Annotated in this window: 25 protein-coding genes; 17 read left to right on the forward strand and 8 right to left on the reverse strand. The window is 61.2% G+C overall.

Annotated features, from left to right (window positions below; all coding sequences use genetic code 11):
- Positions 1 to 13: 13 nt before the first annotated feature.
- The 3 genes from P0D71_RS00635 to P0D71_RS00645 all read right to left on the reverse strand — a co-directional run bounded on the left by P0D71_RS00635 (position 14) and on the right by P0D71_RS00645 (position 2,159).
- Positions 14 to 1,138, reverse strand: a complete 1,125-nt coding sequence (locus P0D71_RS00635) for a methyltransferase domain-containing protein (protein WP_408478789.1) — start codon at positions 1,136 to 1,138, stop codon at positions 14 to 16.
- Between the two features lie 153 nt (positions 1,139 to 1,291).
- The gene (locus P0D71_RS00640; RefSeq protein WP_408478791.1) at positions 1,292 to 1,594 is read right to left on the reverse strand and encodes an XRE family transcriptional regulator; all 303 of its coding nucleotides are present in this window, start codon (positions 1,592 to 1,594) and stop codon (positions 1,292 to 1,294) included.
- 121 nt (positions 1,595 to 1,715) lie between these two features.
- The gene (locus P0D71_RS00645) at positions 1,716 to 2,159 is read right to left on the reverse strand and encodes a helix-turn-helix domain-containing protein (protein WP_408478793.1); all 444 of its coding nucleotides are present in this window, start codon (positions 2,157 to 2,159) and stop codon (positions 1,716 to 1,718) included.
- Positions 2,160 to 2,225: 66 nt separating this feature from the next.
- Here P0D71_RS00645 and P0D71_RS00650 point away from each other — a divergent pair, with 66 nt between their 5' ends.
- The 10 genes from P0D71_RS00650 to P0D71_RS00695 all read left to right on the forward strand — a co-directional run bounded on the left by P0D71_RS00650 (position 2,226) and on the right by P0D71_RS00695 (position 7,278).
- Positions 2,226 to 2,429, forward strand: coding sequence for a hypothetical protein (locus P0D71_RS00650; RefSeq protein WP_408478795.1), 204 nt, complete (start codon positions 2,226 to 2,228; stop codon positions 2,427 to 2,429).
- A gap of 25 nt (positions 2,430 to 2,454) precedes the next feature.
- On the forward strand, positions 2,455 to 3,342 hold the full coding sequence (locus tag P0D71_RS00655; protein WP_408478797.1) for an antA/AntB antirepressor family protein: 888 nt from the start codon (positions 2,455 to 2,457) through the stop codon (positions 3,340 to 3,342).
- Positions 3,339 to 4,097: a KilA-N domain-containing protein gene (locus tag P0D71_RS00660; RefSeq protein WP_408478799.1), complete on the forward strand. Its 759-nt coding sequence runs from the start codon at positions 3,339 to 3,341 to the stop codon at positions 4,095 to 4,097. Before P0D71_RS00655 ends, P0D71_RS00660 begins: the two co-directional genes overlap by 4 nt.
- 2 nt (positions 4,098 to 4,099) lie before the next feature.
- On the forward strand, positions 4,100 to 4,432 hold the full coding sequence (locus P0D71_RS00665) for a hypothetical protein (RefSeq protein ID WP_408478801.1): 333 nt from the start codon (positions 4,100 to 4,102) through the stop codon (positions 4,430 to 4,432).
- 62 nt (positions 4,433 to 4,494) lie between these two features.
- The gene (locus tag P0D71_RS00670; RefSeq protein ID WP_408478803.1) at positions 4,495 to 4,854 is read left to right on the forward strand and encodes a hypothetical protein; all 360 of its coding nucleotides are present in this window, start codon (positions 4,495 to 4,497) and stop codon (positions 4,852 to 4,854) included.
- Positions 4,851 to 5,465 (forward strand): glycoside hydrolase family 19 protein, encoded by a 615-nt coding sequence (locus P0D71_RS00675; protein ID WP_408478804.1) that lies wholly within the window; start codon positions 4,851 to 4,853, stop codon positions 5,463 to 5,465. Before P0D71_RS00670 ends, P0D71_RS00675 begins: the two co-directional genes overlap by 4 nt.
- Positions 5,466 to 5,637: 172 nt before the next feature.
- Positions 5,638 to 6,123 (forward strand): hypothetical protein, encoded by a 486-nt coding sequence (locus tag P0D71_RS00680; protein ID WP_408478806.1) that lies wholly within the window; start codon positions 5,638 to 5,640, stop codon positions 6,121 to 6,123.
- An 8-nt stretch (positions 6,124 to 6,131) separates the two neighbouring features.
- Positions 6,132 to 6,353, forward strand: coding sequence for a hypothetical protein (locus P0D71_RS00685; RefSeq protein ID WP_408478808.1), 222 nt, complete (start codon positions 6,132 to 6,134; stop codon positions 6,351 to 6,353).
- Between the two features lie 41 nt (positions 6,354 to 6,394).
- Complete coding sequence (locus tag P0D71_RS00690) at positions 6,395 to 6,892, forward strand: hypothetical protein (RefSeq protein WP_408478810.1); 498 nt, start codon at positions 6,395 to 6,397, stop codon at positions 6,890 to 6,892.
- Positions 6,889 to 7,278 (forward strand): DUF1353 domain-containing protein, encoded by a 390-nt coding sequence (locus P0D71_RS00695; RefSeq protein WP_408478812.1) that lies wholly within the window; start codon positions 6,889 to 6,891, stop codon positions 7,276 to 7,278. The genes P0D71_RS00690 and P0D71_RS00695 overlap by 4 nt, the downstream gene beginning before the upstream one ends.
- A 76-nt stretch (positions 7,279 to 7,354) precedes the next feature.
- On the opposite strand, the gene P0D71_RS00700 is transcribed toward P0D71_RS00695, so the two are convergent.
- Together P0D71_RS00700 and P0D71_RS00705 are read right to left on the reverse strand one after the other, a co-directional pair.
- A complete protein-coding gene (locus P0D71_RS00700; RefSeq protein WP_408478814.1) occupies positions 7,355 to 7,645 on the reverse strand; it encodes a hypothetical protein in 291 nt (96 codons plus the stop codon).
- Between the two features lie 43 nt (positions 7,646 to 7,688).
- On the reverse strand, positions 7,689 to 8,000 hold the full coding sequence (locus tag P0D71_RS00705) for a hypothetical protein (protein WP_408478816.1): 312 nt from the start codon (positions 7,998 to 8,000) through the stop codon (positions 7,689 to 7,691).
- Positions 8,001 to 8,492: 492 nt separating this feature from the next.
- Between P0D71_RS00705 and P0D71_RS00710 the strand changes: the two genes are divergently transcribed.
- From P0D71_RS00710 to P0D71_RS00735, 6 genes are all read left to right on the forward strand, one after another.
- Positions 8,493 to 8,861, forward strand: a complete 369-nt coding sequence (locus tag P0D71_RS00710) for a nuclear transport factor 2 family protein (RefSeq protein WP_408478818.1) — start codon at positions 8,493 to 8,495, stop codon at positions 8,859 to 8,861.
- 25 nt (positions 8,862 to 8,886) lie between these two features.
- The gene (locus P0D71_RS00715) at positions 8,887 to 9,303 is read left to right on the forward strand and encodes a hypothetical protein (protein WP_408478820.1); all 417 of its coding nucleotides are present in this window, start codon (positions 8,887 to 8,889) and stop codon (positions 9,301 to 9,303) included.
- Positions 9,304 to 9,409: 106 nt separating this feature from the next.
- On the forward strand, positions 9,410 to 9,874 hold the full coding sequence (locus P0D71_RS00720; RefSeq protein ID WP_091807314.1) for an RbsD/FucU family protein: 465 nt from the start codon (positions 9,410 to 9,412) through the stop codon (positions 9,872 to 9,874).
- 176 nt (positions 9,875 to 10,050) lie between these two features.
- Positions 10,051 to 10,452: a VOC family protein gene (locus P0D71_RS00725; protein ID WP_408478822.1), complete on the forward strand. Its 402-nt coding sequence runs from the start codon at positions 10,051 to 10,053 to the stop codon at positions 10,450 to 10,452.
- Between the two features lie 228 nt (positions 10,453 to 10,680).
- Positions 10,681 to 11,139, forward strand: coding sequence for a DoxX family protein (locus P0D71_RS00730; protein WP_091807318.1), 459 nt, complete (start codon positions 10,681 to 10,683; stop codon positions 11,137 to 11,139).
- 63 nt (positions 11,140 to 11,202) lie between these two features.
- On the forward strand, positions 11,203 to 11,475 hold the full coding sequence (locus P0D71_RS00735; protein ID WP_408182811.1) for a hypothetical protein: 273 nt from the start codon (positions 11,203 to 11,205) through the stop codon (positions 11,473 to 11,475).
- 149 nt (positions 11,476 to 11,624) lie between these two features.
- Here P0D71_RS00735 and P0D71_RS00740 read toward each other — a convergent pair whose 3' ends face one another.
- Positions 11,625 to 13,112, reverse strand: coding sequence for an MFS transporter (locus P0D71_RS00740; RefSeq protein ID WP_408478824.1), 1,488 nt, complete (start codon positions 13,110 to 13,112; stop codon positions 11,625 to 11,627).
- Positions 13,113 to 13,282: 170 nt separating this feature from the next.
- A complete protein-coding gene (locus tag P0D71_RS00745) occupies positions 13,283 to 14,584 on the reverse strand; it encodes an MFS transporter (RefSeq protein WP_408182806.1) in 1,302 nt (433 codons plus the stop codon).
- A 396-nt stretch (positions 14,585 to 14,980) separates the two neighbouring features.
- Between P0D71_RS00745 and P0D71_RS00750 the strand changes: the two genes are divergently transcribed.
- Positions 14,981 to 15,733 carry a response regulator transcription factor gene (locus tag P0D71_RS00750; RefSeq protein ID WP_408182804.1) on the forward strand — a complete coding sequence of 251 codons (753 nt, stop codon included), beginning with the start codon at positions 14,981 to 14,983 and terminating at the stop codon, positions 15,731 to 15,733.
- 21 nt (positions 15,734 to 15,754) lie between these two features.
- Here the strand turns inward: P0D71_RS00750 and P0D71_RS00755 are convergent, their stop codons facing one another.
- Positions 15,755 to 16,660, reverse strand: a complete 906-nt coding sequence (locus P0D71_RS00755) for a dihydrodipicolinate synthase family protein (RefSeq protein ID WP_408478826.1) — start codon at positions 16,658 to 16,660, stop codon at positions 15,755 to 15,757.
- Positions 16,661 to 16,696: the final 36 nt, after the last annotated feature.

Genomic DNA, 16,696 nt, shown 5'->3' on the forward strand with positions numbered 1-16,696 from the left:
TCCGGGTTCAGGTTTAGTGGCTAATCAACCGGCGGATGAGCATGACGATAGACCGGACAGGCTCCGTCATCCTCCAGGACGTTGAATTCTCGATGCTGGTAATTCGACGTTGCGCATGTGCAAGCCTCGCATTGAGATCGTCCACTGTGGACCTCATTTCAGTCGCAGCTTTTGCTACATTGCGAACCTTCTCGGTCATTTCGATGATCTTCAGTCTGGAGCTTGCCAACTCGGCGTCCAATTGTTTTATGAGCTCAGCCTGACCTCTAAGTGCTTTTTGTGCGAGACCAGATTGCTGCTCAACCGAAGAGCCCGGACTACTTGCAACAGCCTCATCCTCCATGCGTTTCCAGGACTTGATGATTTGGGCTCGATCGGCACAAGGGCGCAGCGATACGAAAAACTCAAAAGTGTATTTGGCTGTATCGTAAAAGCGTTCGCAAGCAAAATCGACCATCCCGACATCTGCCATTTGTCCCATCAGACGGGCAAACGATTTGGGGGTGAAGACCCAGCAATGAACATCGTGATAGGTGCCATTCTCGAGAATGTCTCGAGCGATCTTGACCGCGCCGTCGAATTTGTGGAATTTTTCTAGGTTTTCCGCTTCTATGTTGCCATCCCACGCCGCGCCACAATCGACCGTGGCCGCGTTTAACAGGAAATCCAGTGCGGAGTGAGGTTGTGGCACTCTGGCGCGAACGAGATGACTATTCAGTATGTCTGCAAACCGCGTTTCCTCCCGGAGATAGTCGAAAGTAAAACGCCGGTCCGGAATAATCAGGCGTACTTCACCGGTGTCCTTCAGAATGCTGCGCAATTCTCCAAGCCATGTGATCAGATCGGGTACGTGCTCGATAACGTGCGACGCGACAACATAATCGACTTTTCGGTGATTGACGGCATCTGCAAGCGTGTTTTCGCCCCAGATCGCATCGACGTGAACAATGTTGTCCACATCGACATGGGGATCGTTTTTGTACTTTCCGACTAGGGTTTCACGATCCGTGTAATCGACATAGATTACATTGCCGTCTTCTCGTCGGATATATGGTTTGTCAAGCGCTCCAATCTCGACTCCGACCAGCGTCGAAACATCCAGTCCGCTTAAGAGTTTCTCTCGTTTTTCGCCGCCCATATTCGCCCTCGATAGCAATGGACAATCTGTTTTTGAATGTGAGTCTCACTTCGCCCGCGAGAATACCAGAATTGCCTCGATAGACACTTCGTCAGCAGTATTCGCGCTGCTTTTTCCCACCTCCATCACCGCCGCACGCTATAAGGCAAAAGCTCAGTCTTGCGATTGATGCTGCTCTCCATCGGGCACCGGGGAGTCGGCGTTCAAGTCGATCGTTGCTCCGACTTGGCGCATGCGTTGTAGCACTCGCTCGATCGTGCTCTCGTCGAGCTCGAGCTGGGCCATTGCGAAAAAGAGGGGAAGCGGGCTGATTGGCTGCGGCTGCTCGCCGCCCGTGTACTTCCGCCAGTGTCGGCCGCCCGATAGCCCGAACAGCTTCGCCATCTGCGCGCTGCTGAGTCCTAGCTCTTCCTTGAGGCGAGCCAGGTCTTCCGGCGAGGGTGCTTGATAGAGCATGGCAAGTTGATCCAGCGCCGCGCGCGGCGTGACGAAAGGTGTACATGATTTTCCTCATCGGATGCGGGCCGCGCGATTGCGCAGCCTCTGACCGACAAGGTAGGCCGATTCGGCCTAAGTGTCAAGTCTTGGTGCTCCTTTTTGGCCGAGTGGGCATGACCCCCGAATTCTTCGCCGCGCTTTCTGCGGTGCGCGCGCGTTGGAGTGCATCTTTGAGGGCTAGCTCAATCACTTCTGTGATCGATAGTCCGGTCTTGGTGGCTAGGGCAAAAAGCGTGTCCATAGCCTTTGGAGTGAGCGGGACGGTCTTTGCTTTTTCATCGGGAATTTCGTGGTCATTGATTGGGGCCTCGCCGTCGGCCAGCCATGCCTGCGAAACTCCCAGAGCTGACGCAATCCTATGCACGACCTCCGGACGAGGCGCGCTCGCTCCTACCTCATAGCGGCTTAACTGGGCCTTCTTCATGCCGACGAGTTCGGCTAAATGGGCCTGCGACCAGCCTCGCGCCGACCGGATGTGGCGGATTCGATCACCCAAGCTTTCGCGCGGAAGATTAGTTGACATCAGTAGACGACGTCTCTATAGTAGACAACGGTAGACAAGTAGACGACGGTAGACAGGAGATTATAAATGATGACGGAAAGGCGACGACGCTCGGAACTGGTAAGCCTCAAGGTGACGCCTGAAGTAAAGGATTGGCTTTGCTCGCGCGCTCGGGATGGCTATCGAACGATAAGCGCCGAGGCAGCAAGAATCCTAGAAAAGGAAATGTGTTTGTCGGAAAAAGAAAACGCCCAACCGGCGGCAACCGGTCAGGCGTTGGTAACGCAGTGAACCCCTTAGCAAAGGAACACAGGTCATGAACGATGTTAGCACGTCAATTCCTGTTTTGACAGGATCGGACGATGGCCGACATGCCGGTTATGTTGACGCTCGCTCACTTTGGGCATTTCTGGGCGTTGGGCGCCAATTCGGCACGTGGATTACCGGGCGCATCGCTGAGTACGGCTTCGTCGAAAGCGAAGATTTTTTGATTTCCCAAATCGGGGAAATCAAAACCGTCGCTGGGCGAGGAGGCGACCGGAAGACGAAAGAATACAGCCTGACGCTCGATATGGCGAAAGAGCTGTCGATGGTTGAGCGGACGGAGCAGGGCAGGATCGCGCGACGCTACTTCATCGAATGCGAACGGCGCCTCATGAAGATTGCGCCGGCCGAGCCCGCCGCGGCGATGCGCGAAGTCATCAGCCGCTCGCAGTTCGGCGATCTGCGGCGCGACATCCATGAGATAGCCCGTCTGGTGAAGGGGCGCACGCATCGCAGCGCTTGTCACTCGCTCTACAAGGGTCTGCACGAAAAGATGGGCGTTTCGAAGTGCACAGAGATCCCGGTCGACCAGATCGACGTGGCGCGCGACTGGCTCGCGGACCGGCGAGACGAATGGACCGTCGTCGATACCGACCAGGCGATGTACACGCTCGATCACTTCGAAGACATGCTGCACGCGTGGTACTTCAACGGCGAGTTGCCGAGCCGTGTCGAGGTCGAACTGGCGCGTCAGTTGCTGATACATACCAAGACCGCAATCGCCGAAGCGAAGCTGCAGTTCGGCTTGGTCAATGCAGCAGATGAGAGCGGTCGCGTCGGATTGCGCAATGCGAAGAAGTTGCTCGCACGGCGCTTTCTTGCAAGGCCTATCCCGCCTTACTACAGGGGCCTCGTTGCTCAACTGGAGGCGCGAGCATGAACAACTTGATCGAGATTGGTGGTGTGGTAATTCATGCGGACGCGGACGGACGGTTTAGCCTCAACGATCTGCATAGGGCCGCAGTTGCCGGCGGTGTCACGAAAGACATTCGGCCGAACGAGTGGATGGCGCTGGATCAAACAAAGGCGCTGGTCGAAATTTTAATTACGGAAAATCCCGGTAGTTCACCGCTTCACTCGGCGGTTGGTCGATACGGTGGAACTTACGCGTGCAAAGAGTTGATATACGCCTACGCCATGTGGATCAGCGCGAAATTCCACATTCAGGTGATCCGTACTTTTGACGCGTTTGTCACGGGCAGACTTCCTAGCGGCACGGACGGAACTCTCCAGGCTGCGAAGCTGTTTCCCCCGTTGTTTAAGATTGCCCGGTTGCTGGGGTGCGACAAGCAGGCAGCAGCCATCAGTGCCAACCAGGCGGTCAATGCAGTATCCGGCCAAAACTTGTTGGCATTGATGGGCCAAACTCACGTTGAGGCCGAAAATCAGGATTCGAAGTTTTACACGCCGACGGAACTGGGCAAGATGATCAACACGTCCGCGCGTGGAACGAATCTTCTGTTGGCAGAGGCAGGGTTCCAGATGAAGCGCGGCGAGCACTGGGAAGTGACGGATGCCGGCAAAGATTTCGCGCGTATCTACGACACAGGAAAGCGCCACGGTAGCGGCGTGCCCGTGCAGCAAATCAAGTGGTCAATCGCAGTGTTGCCTGCTCTCGGTCACTCGGGAGAATAAAGATGGCATTTACTGAAACGGACCAGGAAAATATCTTCCGATTGCTTTCGTCGGGGTTTGAGGACATTGCTCGGCATTACATGAGCCGAGAGCACATGTTCGACATATCGTCGGCAGTATGGGAGGGGCCGAACCAGTTCATTTACCAATTCCCAGAAGTGGATCGGATATTTCACTTCGAGCGCACCGGCTCGGCATGGACGATCCGTGAGGTCTGGCTTGCCGACTCGCCAGAGATGTTTGCGATCGATCAGGCTAACGGCGGCCGCGTTCTTTTCGACTTCCGATCACCCGATGTCGCCGGTCACGTAATTCGCGTGTCGGCAGCGCTGTAGAAGGACCAACAATAATCGACCAACAAACCGCCTCCGGGCGGTTTTTTTATTTCCGGGGCCCAATGGAAGCCAAAGACATGTTGACGATGCCCGATCCGGAGTTCCGCGCGCACGTTGTCGAATACCTCGTTGCACACGATGCGGCAATTTCAGAGAACACCAAGGTCACGAGAAAGGTGGAGGCGACCGCCGATCAGGTCGCAGAGGACACGGCGCTCATCCGCAGCATCTTGAGCGACGTTGCCGCCGGCGCGCGGTTCATGTGCCGACTCGCGGCCGCATGGCGGTTCTTTCAGAGACAGGTGTTCTTGCCGTTCGGATTGCCGATGCTCGGGCTATACGGGCTCTGGTTTTACACGCAGTTCCATCGATTCCCCACGTGGCTGGCTGACTGCTTCAAATTCCTGATGGCGGTGCTATGAACCTGACTGCTCCCATTGTTGCCGCGGGGTGCGGCTCGACCGTCATGCGCGCATCGACCTGGGTGCAGCCGCTTCAGGCGGCGTGTGACCGGTTCGGTATCAATACGCCGTTGCGTGTCGCGGCGTTCCTCGCTCAATGCGGCGTGGAGTCGGCTCGGCTCACTGCGACTTCGGAGAATCTGAACTACAGCGCGGCAGGTCTGCTGTCGACGTTCTCGAAATATTTTGACGCAGCCAGCGCCGAGCAGTATGCGAACCAGCCGCAACGCATCGCAAATCGCGCGTATGCGAATCGCTTTGGCAATGGCGACGAGGCAAGCGGCGATGGCTGGAAGTTCCGGGCTCGTTCGCTCATCGGCATCACGTTCCGCGACAACTACGTGTTGTGCGGATTGGGCATCGATCTGCCACTTCTGGAGCATCCGGAACTGCTCGAGCAGCCGGCGGAGTCAGCGCTTGCCGCCGCGTGGTGGTGGTCCAACAAAAAACTCAACGCGCTCGCCGATGCGTCTCAGTTCCAGCAGATCACCAAGGCCGTAGACGGCGGCCTGAATGGTTATTCAGAACGGCTTGCGCTGTACGGCGCAGCAAAGAAAGTTCTTGGCGCCTGAATCTGGATACATAGTCGATGGCAAGAAAAAGCCCCGCTAGTGGCTCACCGCGGGGCTTTTGATTTTCGATGTCCGAATAGACCGGGCATCGCAAACCGGAAGGCATTCTACTCCAGACGACCCAGCGCGCCAATCAATCAACCGCCTTCGGGCGATTTTTTCGATTACGGACATGACCGACGTTACCCAAATCCACGAAGAAAAAGAGACGTTGACCGTCGACGTCAACATCCCCGGCCATGAGCCGCGCAAGACGACAGAGCTGTTCGAGCGCACGCGAAAGGTGCTGATCTCGCGCGCAGGCGGCCGCTGCTTTATCTGCAACGCGACGGCGGAGGAGAGCGGGCATCCGCTCGAGGCGCATCACCATCCGATCGAGCGCTCGTTTGCCGAAATGATCGATTGGGAGCGCTTCAAGCTCGACGCGCAGGCCGGCGTATGGGGCGAGGCGATCAAGGCATTCGACTGGGACCACTTCACCGACTGGACCCAGTTCGTCGACGACATGACGGTCAACGGTATGTTGCTTTGCAAGGAGCACCACATCGGCAAAGACGAAGGCATGCATGCGTTGCCGTTTCCGATCTGGATCGCGCAAAAGTACGGCAAGGAGGGCTATCAGTTCTCGGCTGCCGAAGTCATCCACCACGCAGTGTAGGAGCATCCATGGCTCAAAACTCAGCAGTCGTCACCGGCGGCGTCGCAATCTCGACCGCTACCCTCATGCCCGCAGTCGAGTGGGCGCTCGATCTGATGTTTCATGTGCCGGTACCGGCCAGCGTCTCGGCGCTTGTCGCTGGCGTGCTCGCATCGGGAGCCCATGCCGCGCTGAACTACATCGCCGCGCGCGTCGCCGCGAAGCAGGCCGCCACGCCAGTCACGCAGTAACCCTCTCGCCGCTCTCGCGGCAACACTCCGAAGGAAATTCCATGAAGAAGCTCATGCTGCTTGCGGCAGGCCTTGTCCTGTCCATCGCTTTCGCTGGCTGTGCTGCGCCGAGCGCCGCGCCCCAGACGCCCGCTCAACTCGTCGCCACCGTGCAGGTGAAGGCGCAGAAGGTTTGTACCGTCAGCGTTCCTTTTCTCGCGTCGATGTCGGCCATGAAGTCGCAGCTGTCCGTCGAAGCACAAGGCTACCTGGCCACCGCCTCGGACAAGGTGGGTGCGGCTTGCTCGATGCTGCAGAGCGCCGGTTCGGCCACGGCTCTCCCGCCGATCTCGACGGCCAATATCAGCGCGCTGGTCAATGACGGCGTGCCGGCGCTCATCAAAGTAATCGACGCGTCAGGATGGGATCAGAAGACCAAGGATGCTGCCGAGATCGCGCTCACGGCCGCGCAGCTCGCCGTATCGTCTGCGCTGGCGAACTACACCGCCGCGCCGGCGGCGATCGCGCCCGATCCGACAAGCGGAGCGATCGCATCGTGAGCGCATTCCTGACAGACCTGCAGGTCGAGCTCGTCAGCGACTCGACGAACGGTGGGCGAGGGACGTGGCGCCTGACGGCGCCGCTCGTCTACAAGTCGGACGTGGCGAAGCTGACGTTCACGGTCCCCGCGGGCTTCGAGACGGACTTCGCCTCGGTGCCGCGGACGCCGGTTGCGTTCCTGCTGACGGCCGACAGCGCTCATGAGGCTTCGGCCGTCCACGACTGGCTGTATTCGGAGCATGCGGTGCCGCGCGCTGTGGCGGACGCCGTGCTGCGCGAGGCGTCGCTAGTGAGTGGCGTGCCAGCGTGGCGGGCTGCCTTGATGTATTGGGGCGTTCGCGCGTTCGGCTGGTCGCATTGGGGCAACGGACCCGCGACCGCCTGAAAGACTGTCAAGCTTTACCGGCGGTGGCCTCGATGGCACCGCCAGTCTTCCAATCGCGCCCACTGAAGCACATCAATCAGCCCGCACTAGCGGCGCGTCCGCCCAACATTCCCACTGCCTTCGCGATCAGATCAGTCGATTGCGCAACTCGTTCCTCCAGCGCGCGAATCTGCTCAATGAGTTGCGCTTCGCGCCTGATCGCATCCTCCGCCCGCACCCATTCGGTGTACTCGGATGGTGTCCACGGGTCCAGCACGAGATCAAACCCGATCTGTTTGTCGTCATGGATGTATGGCTTCCATCGTTGGAATCCGCCGCCCATCTCCGTCCGCATAGCTTCCAAGCCCCGATACTCACGGTCGTCCATCCCTTCCTCCCAGCCTACGCAAGTATTGCGTCAATCGCGCATCCTAACCCTTTCGTCCGTTCTTTCGCCATTCTTCAAGCATCCGCATGCGGGCATCAATGATTGCAGCCTGCCGCGGCGTCGGCGGGTCTGTGACGCACGGCTCCGCATCCAACTCCCGCTCGAAACACTCCCACACGCTTCCCGCCACGTATGCGCTGCCCTGCTTGCCGATCATCCGCCGAATCTGGTCCGCGCGCAGGACCGTTGATCGCAGCCGATGGATTTCCTGCAACAAACGAAGCACGGTCGGAGTCGGCTCGCGATCGTAAATCTCGGCCAGTTCGGCGGCGGTGAGTGGCTTGCGGTGTCGCATGGTAGTGCGGGTGAATACTGTATGGATGTACAGTATATGACGTTCCCTAAATCACGCCGAAATCCGTCTAAAACCCAAAGCTGGAACTGGCAGCTAAGCGGGCTATAGGCGCTCAAGAAATAATCAAGCATCAGATAGATTTTAGTAGTCCTCAATGGCGGCGCAGCTTTCGGTCGAGAGACGCCCCGCATGGGGTGCGGGTACGCCTGCGGAGTCGACTCAATTCCAACCACTTCAAAAAGTGCCCGTCTGGAATGGCGTTGTAACCCTTTGATTTCGTTGGTTCGCAGTTGTGCATTACGGTATGCATCAAGACAGGCTGACAGGAAAGGTAACTATTTGAATAAGTTGAGGATTCCTGCGTTTGCAAGACTTTACCTCTCAGGTAATCGACGCACCGCGCCCCGGCCCTCAACCTTCACTCCGAGCCCGCCGCACACAACCGTGTCTGCCGAGCGTAGTGCTCAGTCATGCCAATGAAGGAGTCTTGAGATGAATGCGCATACCGATCTGATCAACCGTTATTTCGACGCATGGAACGAAACCGATGGCGCGCGCCGTCGCGAGTTGATCGCCGCGGCATGGAGCGCCGACGCCGATTATTGCGATCCGCTGCTGGCGGGCTCGGGCCACGCAGGCATCGACGCGATGATCCGGGCGGTGCATGAGCGCTTCCCGCATCACACGTTTCGGCGTACAGGCCAGGTTGACGGCTTCGCCAACCGGCTGCGCTTTTCCTGGGAGCTGATCACGCCCGCGGGCGAGGCGGTCGTGAAGGGATCGGACTTCGGTGTGGTCGATCCACAAGGACGCTTGCAAACGGTCACCGGCTTCCTCGATCAGGTGCCGGACGGCGCCTGAGCATCGCTTCTTGACGGAGAAGATCATGGACGAGCCCGCCGCCGCCACGGGTGCACAAACGGCCATCGCGTTCGCGCGCCTGACGGGCGCCGTCGACTCGCTGTCCAGCGCAATCGCCGGCTTTGCGCTGCTCGGCGGAGCGCGCGCGTTCATGTTCATCGCGTTGCTGGGCTGGCGCGAGCCGGTGCTCGGCGGCGCGGGTCTCGTGCTGCTGGCGCTGGTCGGCTGGTTGCGTTGGCAATGCGGTAACGGCGCGGCCGCGTCCGCCGTGCAGAACACGCGCCGCTGCAACCACTCAGCGTGCCGTCGCCGCGAGTCGCCTTCACCGGATGCGCGCAACATTGCTTGCTACAATCGTTCGCTGGAATGCGATTCGAAGCGCTGTCCCGTCTTCGTCGAGCCGAGTGGCTGCCGCTTCGGCCCGATTCGAACACGGGCGTGACGCGGGTGCTTCGCGCATCTGCAAACCAACGTCCAGATCCTGGCTCCCAGCCGGTGATCGGACCTAACCGGACCAACCGGACCTAACCGGAACACAAGGAGACACCGTGCTGAAGAATCTGGACCCGCTGCTCAACGCCGACATACTGCATGCGCTACGCTCGATGGGCCACGGCGACGAACTCGTCATTTGCGACGCCAATTTCCCGGGCGATTCGGTTGCGCGCGAGAGCGTGCTGGGCAAGGTGCTGCGCCTCGACGGCGTGAACGCGCCGCGGGCGATTCGCGCGGTGCTTTCGGTAATGCCGCTGGACACGTTCATCGAGCACCCCGCGTCGCGCATGGAAGTGGTGGGCGAGCCGCACACGATTCCGTCGGTGCAGCGTGAAGCGCAGATCGAGGTCAATGCCGCGGAAGGGCGCGATGTGCCATTTGCGTCGATCGAGCGGTTTGCGTTTTATGAGCGGGCGCGCAAAGCGTATTGCGTGATCGCTACCGGCGAAGCGCGCGGCTACGGTTGCTTCGTCTTCACGAAGGGCGTTCTGCTCGCCCCGGACGCGCCGCAGTCGTAACCCGGGCCTAAGTGTCGCGGCAAGCGCGGGTGTGAGGTCATGAGTGAGGTCATGAGCGCCATCTGCCGGCAGCCGTACGCGAATGTCGCGCGCGTGCTGATTTTTCGTCTGGCCGCTGTTGGCGGATCGGCCCGATTCGTCAACAGGCATCGGCTCACATCACGGTGACTGAAGCCATGAGCTTTTCTATAGAAAGTCTCGATCATCTCGTTCTGAACGTGGCCGACGTGGAAGTCAGCGCCGCGTGGTACGCGCGCATGCTCGGCATGCGGCGCCACGAGTTCGAATCGCGCACCGGCACGCGGGTCGCGATGACCTATGGCAATCAGAAGATCAACCTACGTCCCGTGGCGGCCGACACCTTCGCGTGGTTCACCGGCCGCGAGGCGGTGCCCGGCAGCGCCGATCTGTGCTTCGTTACGACCACGAGCCCGGCCGAGGTCAAGGCGCATTGGCTTGCCCAAGGCGTCGAAATCGAGGCCGGACCCGTGGAGCGCGACGGCGCGCGCGGCAAGATGACTTCGGTGTATTGCCGCGATCCCGACGGCAATCTGATCGAAGTCGCGACCTATCCTTGAGCATAAGCGCGTCGGCGATTCCGCCGGCGGCAGGCACCGCCGACGCGAGCCTGCGGCCCTCGCGAGCCCCTTTTTCTCGCCCCGCACGCGGCGCGCCGTGTGCCCGCGCACCTTGGCCCGAGTTTGGGAGCTTGGAAAAGGCGGGCAATGCACATATTCTCAGATGCGATACGGGGAACTGCGGCCTCCCGGCCGGGTCTGCTGCTTATTCATCTACAGGAGCCCCTCATGACGCGTCCCGTCGATTCCGGCGTAATTCTCATCGCGCGTATTGCCCTTGCCGTGCTGTTCCTGTGGGGCGGTGTGATGAAACTGCTGGGCTATGCGGGCTTTGTCGGCTACCTGCATTCGAAGGGTGTGCCGTTCGTGCAGGTCGCCGCGCCGATCGCCGTCGCCGTCGAGGCGCTCGGCGGTCTGTTGCTGATCGTCGGCTTCAAGGCGCGCCCGCTCGCGCTCATCATGGCCGTGTACACGGTGGCGACGGCGGTTCTCGGCCACGATTTCTGGAATGTCACCGACGCCGCCTTGCAACGCGACATGGTGATCCATTTCTGGAAGAACATCGGTATTGCCGGTGGTTTCCTGCTGCTGTTCGTGACTGGCGCGGGCCGCATCAGCATCGACGGCGCGCGTCCCGGAGGCAATTCTCTCGGCGCTCGCTCGCCGCGCGGCGGGCTTGGTCTTTGAAGCAACAGTAAGGTAGTCTGTGCGAGTCGCTTTCGATTCCGGCTGTAACCAAGGGAGCAAATAATGATTCAAAGTTTTGAGCAAACCATTGGCGGCAAGGCCACGCAATTGTGCGCGAGTCTCGGTGAAGGGCCCACGCCGCATCGGGTGATTATCAGTCTGGCCGATTCGGCGACAACCCTGGTGATTCTGGACGCATCCGGAATCATCAGCACGATCAAGGCCGAGATCGAGGAGCCGGAGAAACTGATCGCCGACGCCATCGCCAAAGCGCAAAACGAAGGCCTGATCGAGCGCGCAATCGACACCGGCACGATCCAGGAAGCGTCGCTTTAAGTCAGGCGGCGCGGCGTCGGCGGGCAGGGCGTCGCGGCTCACAGACGCAGGCATCGCGCTAATCGCCAGTGTGAACCCGGACCAACCCCCGCCATGCACGCGCATGGCGGGGGTTATTTTTTGCGCGCCCAATACAGCAGGCGGTACGCTTAGTTCGATTCGCCGACTCGCTCGCGGCCGGCAACGCGAAGCGCGGAGTCCGACGACTGCGGCTGCGGATGCACGAGGCAGCTCAGCACGCCGCCGAGCACCAGCAGAGCGACTGACACGGCGGTCGCCGCCTGCATACCCGAGACGATTTGCGTAGCAGCCGCGCCGCTCGCCAATGCGCCGAAGGCCGCCACGCCGACCGCGCCGCCGGCTTGCCGCGCTGTGTTCAACACGGCGGAAGCCGTACCGGCGCGTTTCGCGTCGGTCGAGGCCAACACGGCGGTGGTCATTGCGGGAACCGCGAGGCCCATGCCCGACGGAATCAGCAGAAACGGCAGCAGCAAGCCAATGAGCGGCGTGCCGGCGTCGACGAAATGCAGGAGGCCGTAGCCGAGACCGGCGGTGATCGCGCCCGCGATCATCGGCACCCGTACGCCGAAGCGGCCGACCACCCAGCCGCTTGCCACATTCGACAGCAGAAACCCGCCCGTCAATGGGAGAAAGGCCAGGCCGGCCTGCAACGGCGTATAACCGCGCACGCGCTGCAAATACAGGCTCAGCACGAACACCATGCCGTAGTAGGTCAGGTTCACGCAGATGCCGAACAGCACCGCCACGCTGAAGGAGCGTTTGCGAAAGAGCGAGAGCGGCAGCATCGGCGCCGCGGCGCGCGACTCTACGGCGATGAAGGCGCCTGCAGCGACTAGCGCCAGCACGAAACCGCCGGCGACGAGCGGGTGACCGAGGCCGAGCGGCCGCCATTCGATCACAGCGGCGACGAAGGCGGTCAGCGCGACGACGGCCAGACACTGACCGCTCAGATCGATGCCGCGCGGCCTTGCGTGAGCCGTTGTGCCCGCCGCTAATTGCAGCCCCGGACGGCGCACGGCGGTCTCGGGCCGCGGCACCCATAACAAGGTCGCGAGAAAACCGGCGGCGCAGATCGGCAGATTGACGAGAAAAATGCTGCGCCAGCCGAACGCCGCGATCAGCACGCCGCCGAGCACCGGTCCCGCGGCGATCGAAATCGCCCCCGCGGCTGTCCACAGCCCGACCGCGCGCGCCCGGAGTTTGGGGTCGTGTCCGAACGACTGATTGAGCAGCGCCAGCGAATTCGGCAGCATGGCGGCGGCGCCGACGCCTTGCAGCGCGCGCGCCGCGACCAGCAGGGCCGCGTCGAGCGCAAGGCCGCAGGCGAGCGACGCGAGTGCGAACAGCACGATCCCGGCGGCGTACAGGCGCCGCGCGCCGAAGCGGTCGCCGAGCGCGCCGGCGGACAGCATCAGCACGGCGAACGCGAGCGTATAGGCATCGACGACCCATTGGAGGCCTGCCACATTCGCATGCAGGTCCGCGCCGATTTTCGGCAGCGCGATGTTGACGATAGTGACGTCGAGTTGCGTGACGACGAAGCCGACGCTGACTGTCGCGAGGACACGGCCGAGGGCGGGCGAACGGGGGCGTTTGGGGGAGTTCATGCGATACATCGTAGAGCCGATGCGGCGCATGATGTTTCGCGACGGCGTGAACTGTGGATGTCGTCAGAAGCGCGTGACGCCGACCCCAATGCAAACAAAAACGGCGCGCCGTGTGGCGCGCCGTCATTGCGAAGCAGAAGCGGAAAACAGCAGCGGAAAACAGCAGCAAAAGCCGCCGATCAGCGCGTTTGCGGCGCGTCCTTGATGAACAGCGTGGTCAATGCCCCGAGAATGCAGATTGCGCCGACGTACATCGGTGCGGCCATCGGGTTCGACTTCATCATCAGCGACACGGCGATCGGCGTCAGGCCGCCGAAAATCGCGTAGGCCACGTTGTACGAGAACGAGATGCCCGAGAAGCGCACCACCGGCGGGAACGCCTTGACCATCACGAACGGAATCGCGCCGATCACGCCGACGAACAGGCCAGCCAGCGCGTACAGCGGCAGCAGCGCCGAGCTATCGAGCGCGAGCTGCTGGAACATCACGTAGTACGTCACGGCCAGCGCCAGGCCGCCGATGAAAATGGTGCGCCCCGCGCCAATGCGGCCGGCAATCGAGCCCGCCATCACGCAACCGATCGTCAGGCACAGCGTCGCCACGCAGTTCGCCAGCAACGCAGTGGCCGGCGCGATATGAAACTGCTTTTGCAGCAGCGTCGGCGTCATCAGAATCACCACGACGATCGCGGCCGACAGCATCCACGTGAGCAGCATCGAGACGATCACGGCGCGGCCGTGGTCGCGCAGCACGGCCTTGAGCGGAACTTCGGCCGCAATCGCCTTGCGTTGCTTGAGTTCGGCGAACACCGGCGTTTCATGCAGCCAGCGGCGCAGGTAGACCGAGAACATGCCGAACACGCCGCCCACCAGGAACGGAATACGCCACGCGTAAGCGGAGATTTCCGCCGGTGCGAAGTTGCGGTTCACCGCCGAGGCGATCAGCGAGCCGAGCAGAATGCCCGCCGTGAGGCCGGCCGTCAGCGTGCCGCACGCATAGCCGACGTGCCGCTGCGGCACGTGCTCCGACACGAATACCCATGCGCCCGGGACTTCGCCGCCGACCGCCGCGCCTTGCATTACGCGGAACAGAAGCAGCAGGACCGGCGCCAGCACGCCGATGCTGGTGTAAGTGGGCAGCAGACCCATCATCAGCGTCGGCACGGACATGAGCAGCACGCTCAGCGTGAACATGCGCTTGCGGCCGAACAGATCGCCGAAATGCGCCATGATGATGCCGCCGAGCGGCCGGGCCAGATAGCCCGCGGCGAAGATGCCGAAGGTTTGCACCTGGCGCAGCCAGTCCGGCATCGCCGCCGGGAAAAACAGCTGGCCGATCGCCGGCGCGAAGAATACGAAGATGATGAAGTCGTAGAACTCCAGAGCCCCGCCGAGGGCGGCGAGGCCGAGCGTCTTGTAATCGCTGCGCCCAAGAGGGCGTGGGGTGACAGCCTGCGCTCCACCCAGATTTGTCGCTTGCATTGCTTGTGTCTTTTCTTGAATTGGGAGCCACACGTAGCGCGTGGAAACACGGCGGTCGTCGGGCGAGAAGTGTGGCAGGCGCTGGGTAGAGCACGGGACACCGGCGCGCCGGCCCGGGTTGGGGCAAGCACGATGACGACTGGGGCCAGGCGGGGATTTTACAGGATGAAAGCCAATCGTTTCTGGAGGTGCTTAATTGGACTGAAAAAGTTCCGCAAAATGCGCTTTTTCGTAGCATTGACGATGGCGCCATCAGAATCGTCGCAACCGAGTATGGGAATACGCGCCAGTGGTGTCGGGGTCGGCGGATTCATATGCAAATTAGGACTGCTCCTATGGGATGGCGCAGGCGTGCCTCTGAGAATCGCGTCCGAGCTATCAGTTAAGAGTTATCCCATGCGCATTGCCATCCTTCAACGTGACCCGGTCATGCGTCAGTCGATCGAAAGGGTCCTGACGTCCGCCGGCCACACCTGCACGGCTTTCGACGACGGCTTGAGCATGTCGAGAATGCTCGCGCGCTCCACCGTGGATCTGCTGGTGCTGGACTGGCAGGGTCTGCGGCTCTCGGGCGGCGAGGTCCTACGGGCGGCGCGTGCGGTGGGCGGCGACCGTCTGCCGGTGATGTTCGCCTCGGCGGACATGGCGGAGGATCATGTCGTGCGCGCCTTCGTTGCCGGCGCGGACGACTATGTCGGGTTGCCGCTGCGCGCTGCCGAGTTTCGCGAGCGGGTTGCTGCGCTGCTGCGGCGAGCGTATCCGGACAGGTTCAGTGCCGCGAGTTTCGACGTGGGCCCGTACCATTTCGACACGCGCCGCCAGCTCGTCATGCTGCGCGGTCAGCCGGTCCAGCTATCCGGCACGCAGTACCGGCTGGCGTCGTTGTTCTTCTCCAATATCGGCCGCGTGCTGTCACGCGATCACATTTTCGCAATGGTATGGGGGCGCGAATTCCGCGAGTTCACCCGCACGATCGACAGTCACGTTTCGCGGCTGCGCCTGCTGCTCGAGATCGAGCCGCAAAACGAATTCCGGTTGCAACCGGTTTATAAAAGCGGCTACAGGCTGCTGCATCTGCGCCGCGGCGAATCAGTCGACGCAGACGCAGAGGCAGACGTCGACGCCGACACCGAGAAGCAGGCAGCCTGAGGCCGATCCGGTCAGATCAGATCAGATTTGCGGCAGCGTGGGCCGTGTTTCGATCGACTTGCGAATCAACGCTTCGACCGCTTTGCGTTCGTCGCCCACCAGCGGCAGGCGCGGCGGGCGCACCGGCTCGGTGCCCAGTCTGACGATCGTTTCGGCGAGTTTGATGTTCTGCACCAGCTTTGCCGAGACGTCGAGTGCGAGCAGCGGTGCGAACCAGCGGTAGATCGATCGCGCTTCCTCGAGGCGTCCCGCCTTCAATAGCTTGTAGATCACCACCGTCTCACGCGGAAACGCGCACACGAGACCGGCCACCCAGCCATGCGCGCCCATCAGGATGGCTTCCATGGCGAGATTGTCGACCCCGCACAGAATCGCGAAGCGGTCGCCGACCACGTTGATCAGGTCGGTCACGCGCCGCACGTCGCCGCATGACTCCTTGATCGCGACGATCTTCTTCTCGTCGGCGATTTCCGCGAACATGTCGGGCGTCATGTCGACGCCATAGGCGAGCGGATTGTTATAGATCATCAATGGCAGTTCGCTCGCGTCGGCGACGCTGCGGAAATGGTGCAGTGTCTCGCGGCGGTCCGACAGATAGCGCAGTCCCGGCAGCACCATGTAACCGGCAGCGCCATGGCGGCTGCCGGCTTCGGCCTGACGGCAGGCGTCGAGCGTGCTGTTTTCAGCGATCGTCAACAGGACCGGCACACGGCCGCGCGAGGCCTCGACGGCGATGTCGAGCACTTGCAGCTTTTCATCCAGCGAGAGTGTCGACGCTTCACCCAGCGATCCGCACACAATGATGCCGTCCACTCCCGCGTCGATCTGCGCTTCGATATTCTTACCGGTCCATGCGCGGTCTATGCTGAAATCCGCGTTGAATTTGGTGGTGACTGCGGGCAATACGCCTTCCCAGATATGCGCCACGACTGCTCTCCTGAGTGTGATGTGTTCCAGCGCAGT

Source organism: Paraburkholderia sp. RL17-383-BIF-A, from assembly GCF_046028015.1.
Lineage (GTDB): Bacteria > Pseudomonadota > Gammaproteobacteria > Burkholderiales > Burkholderiaceae > Paraburkholderia.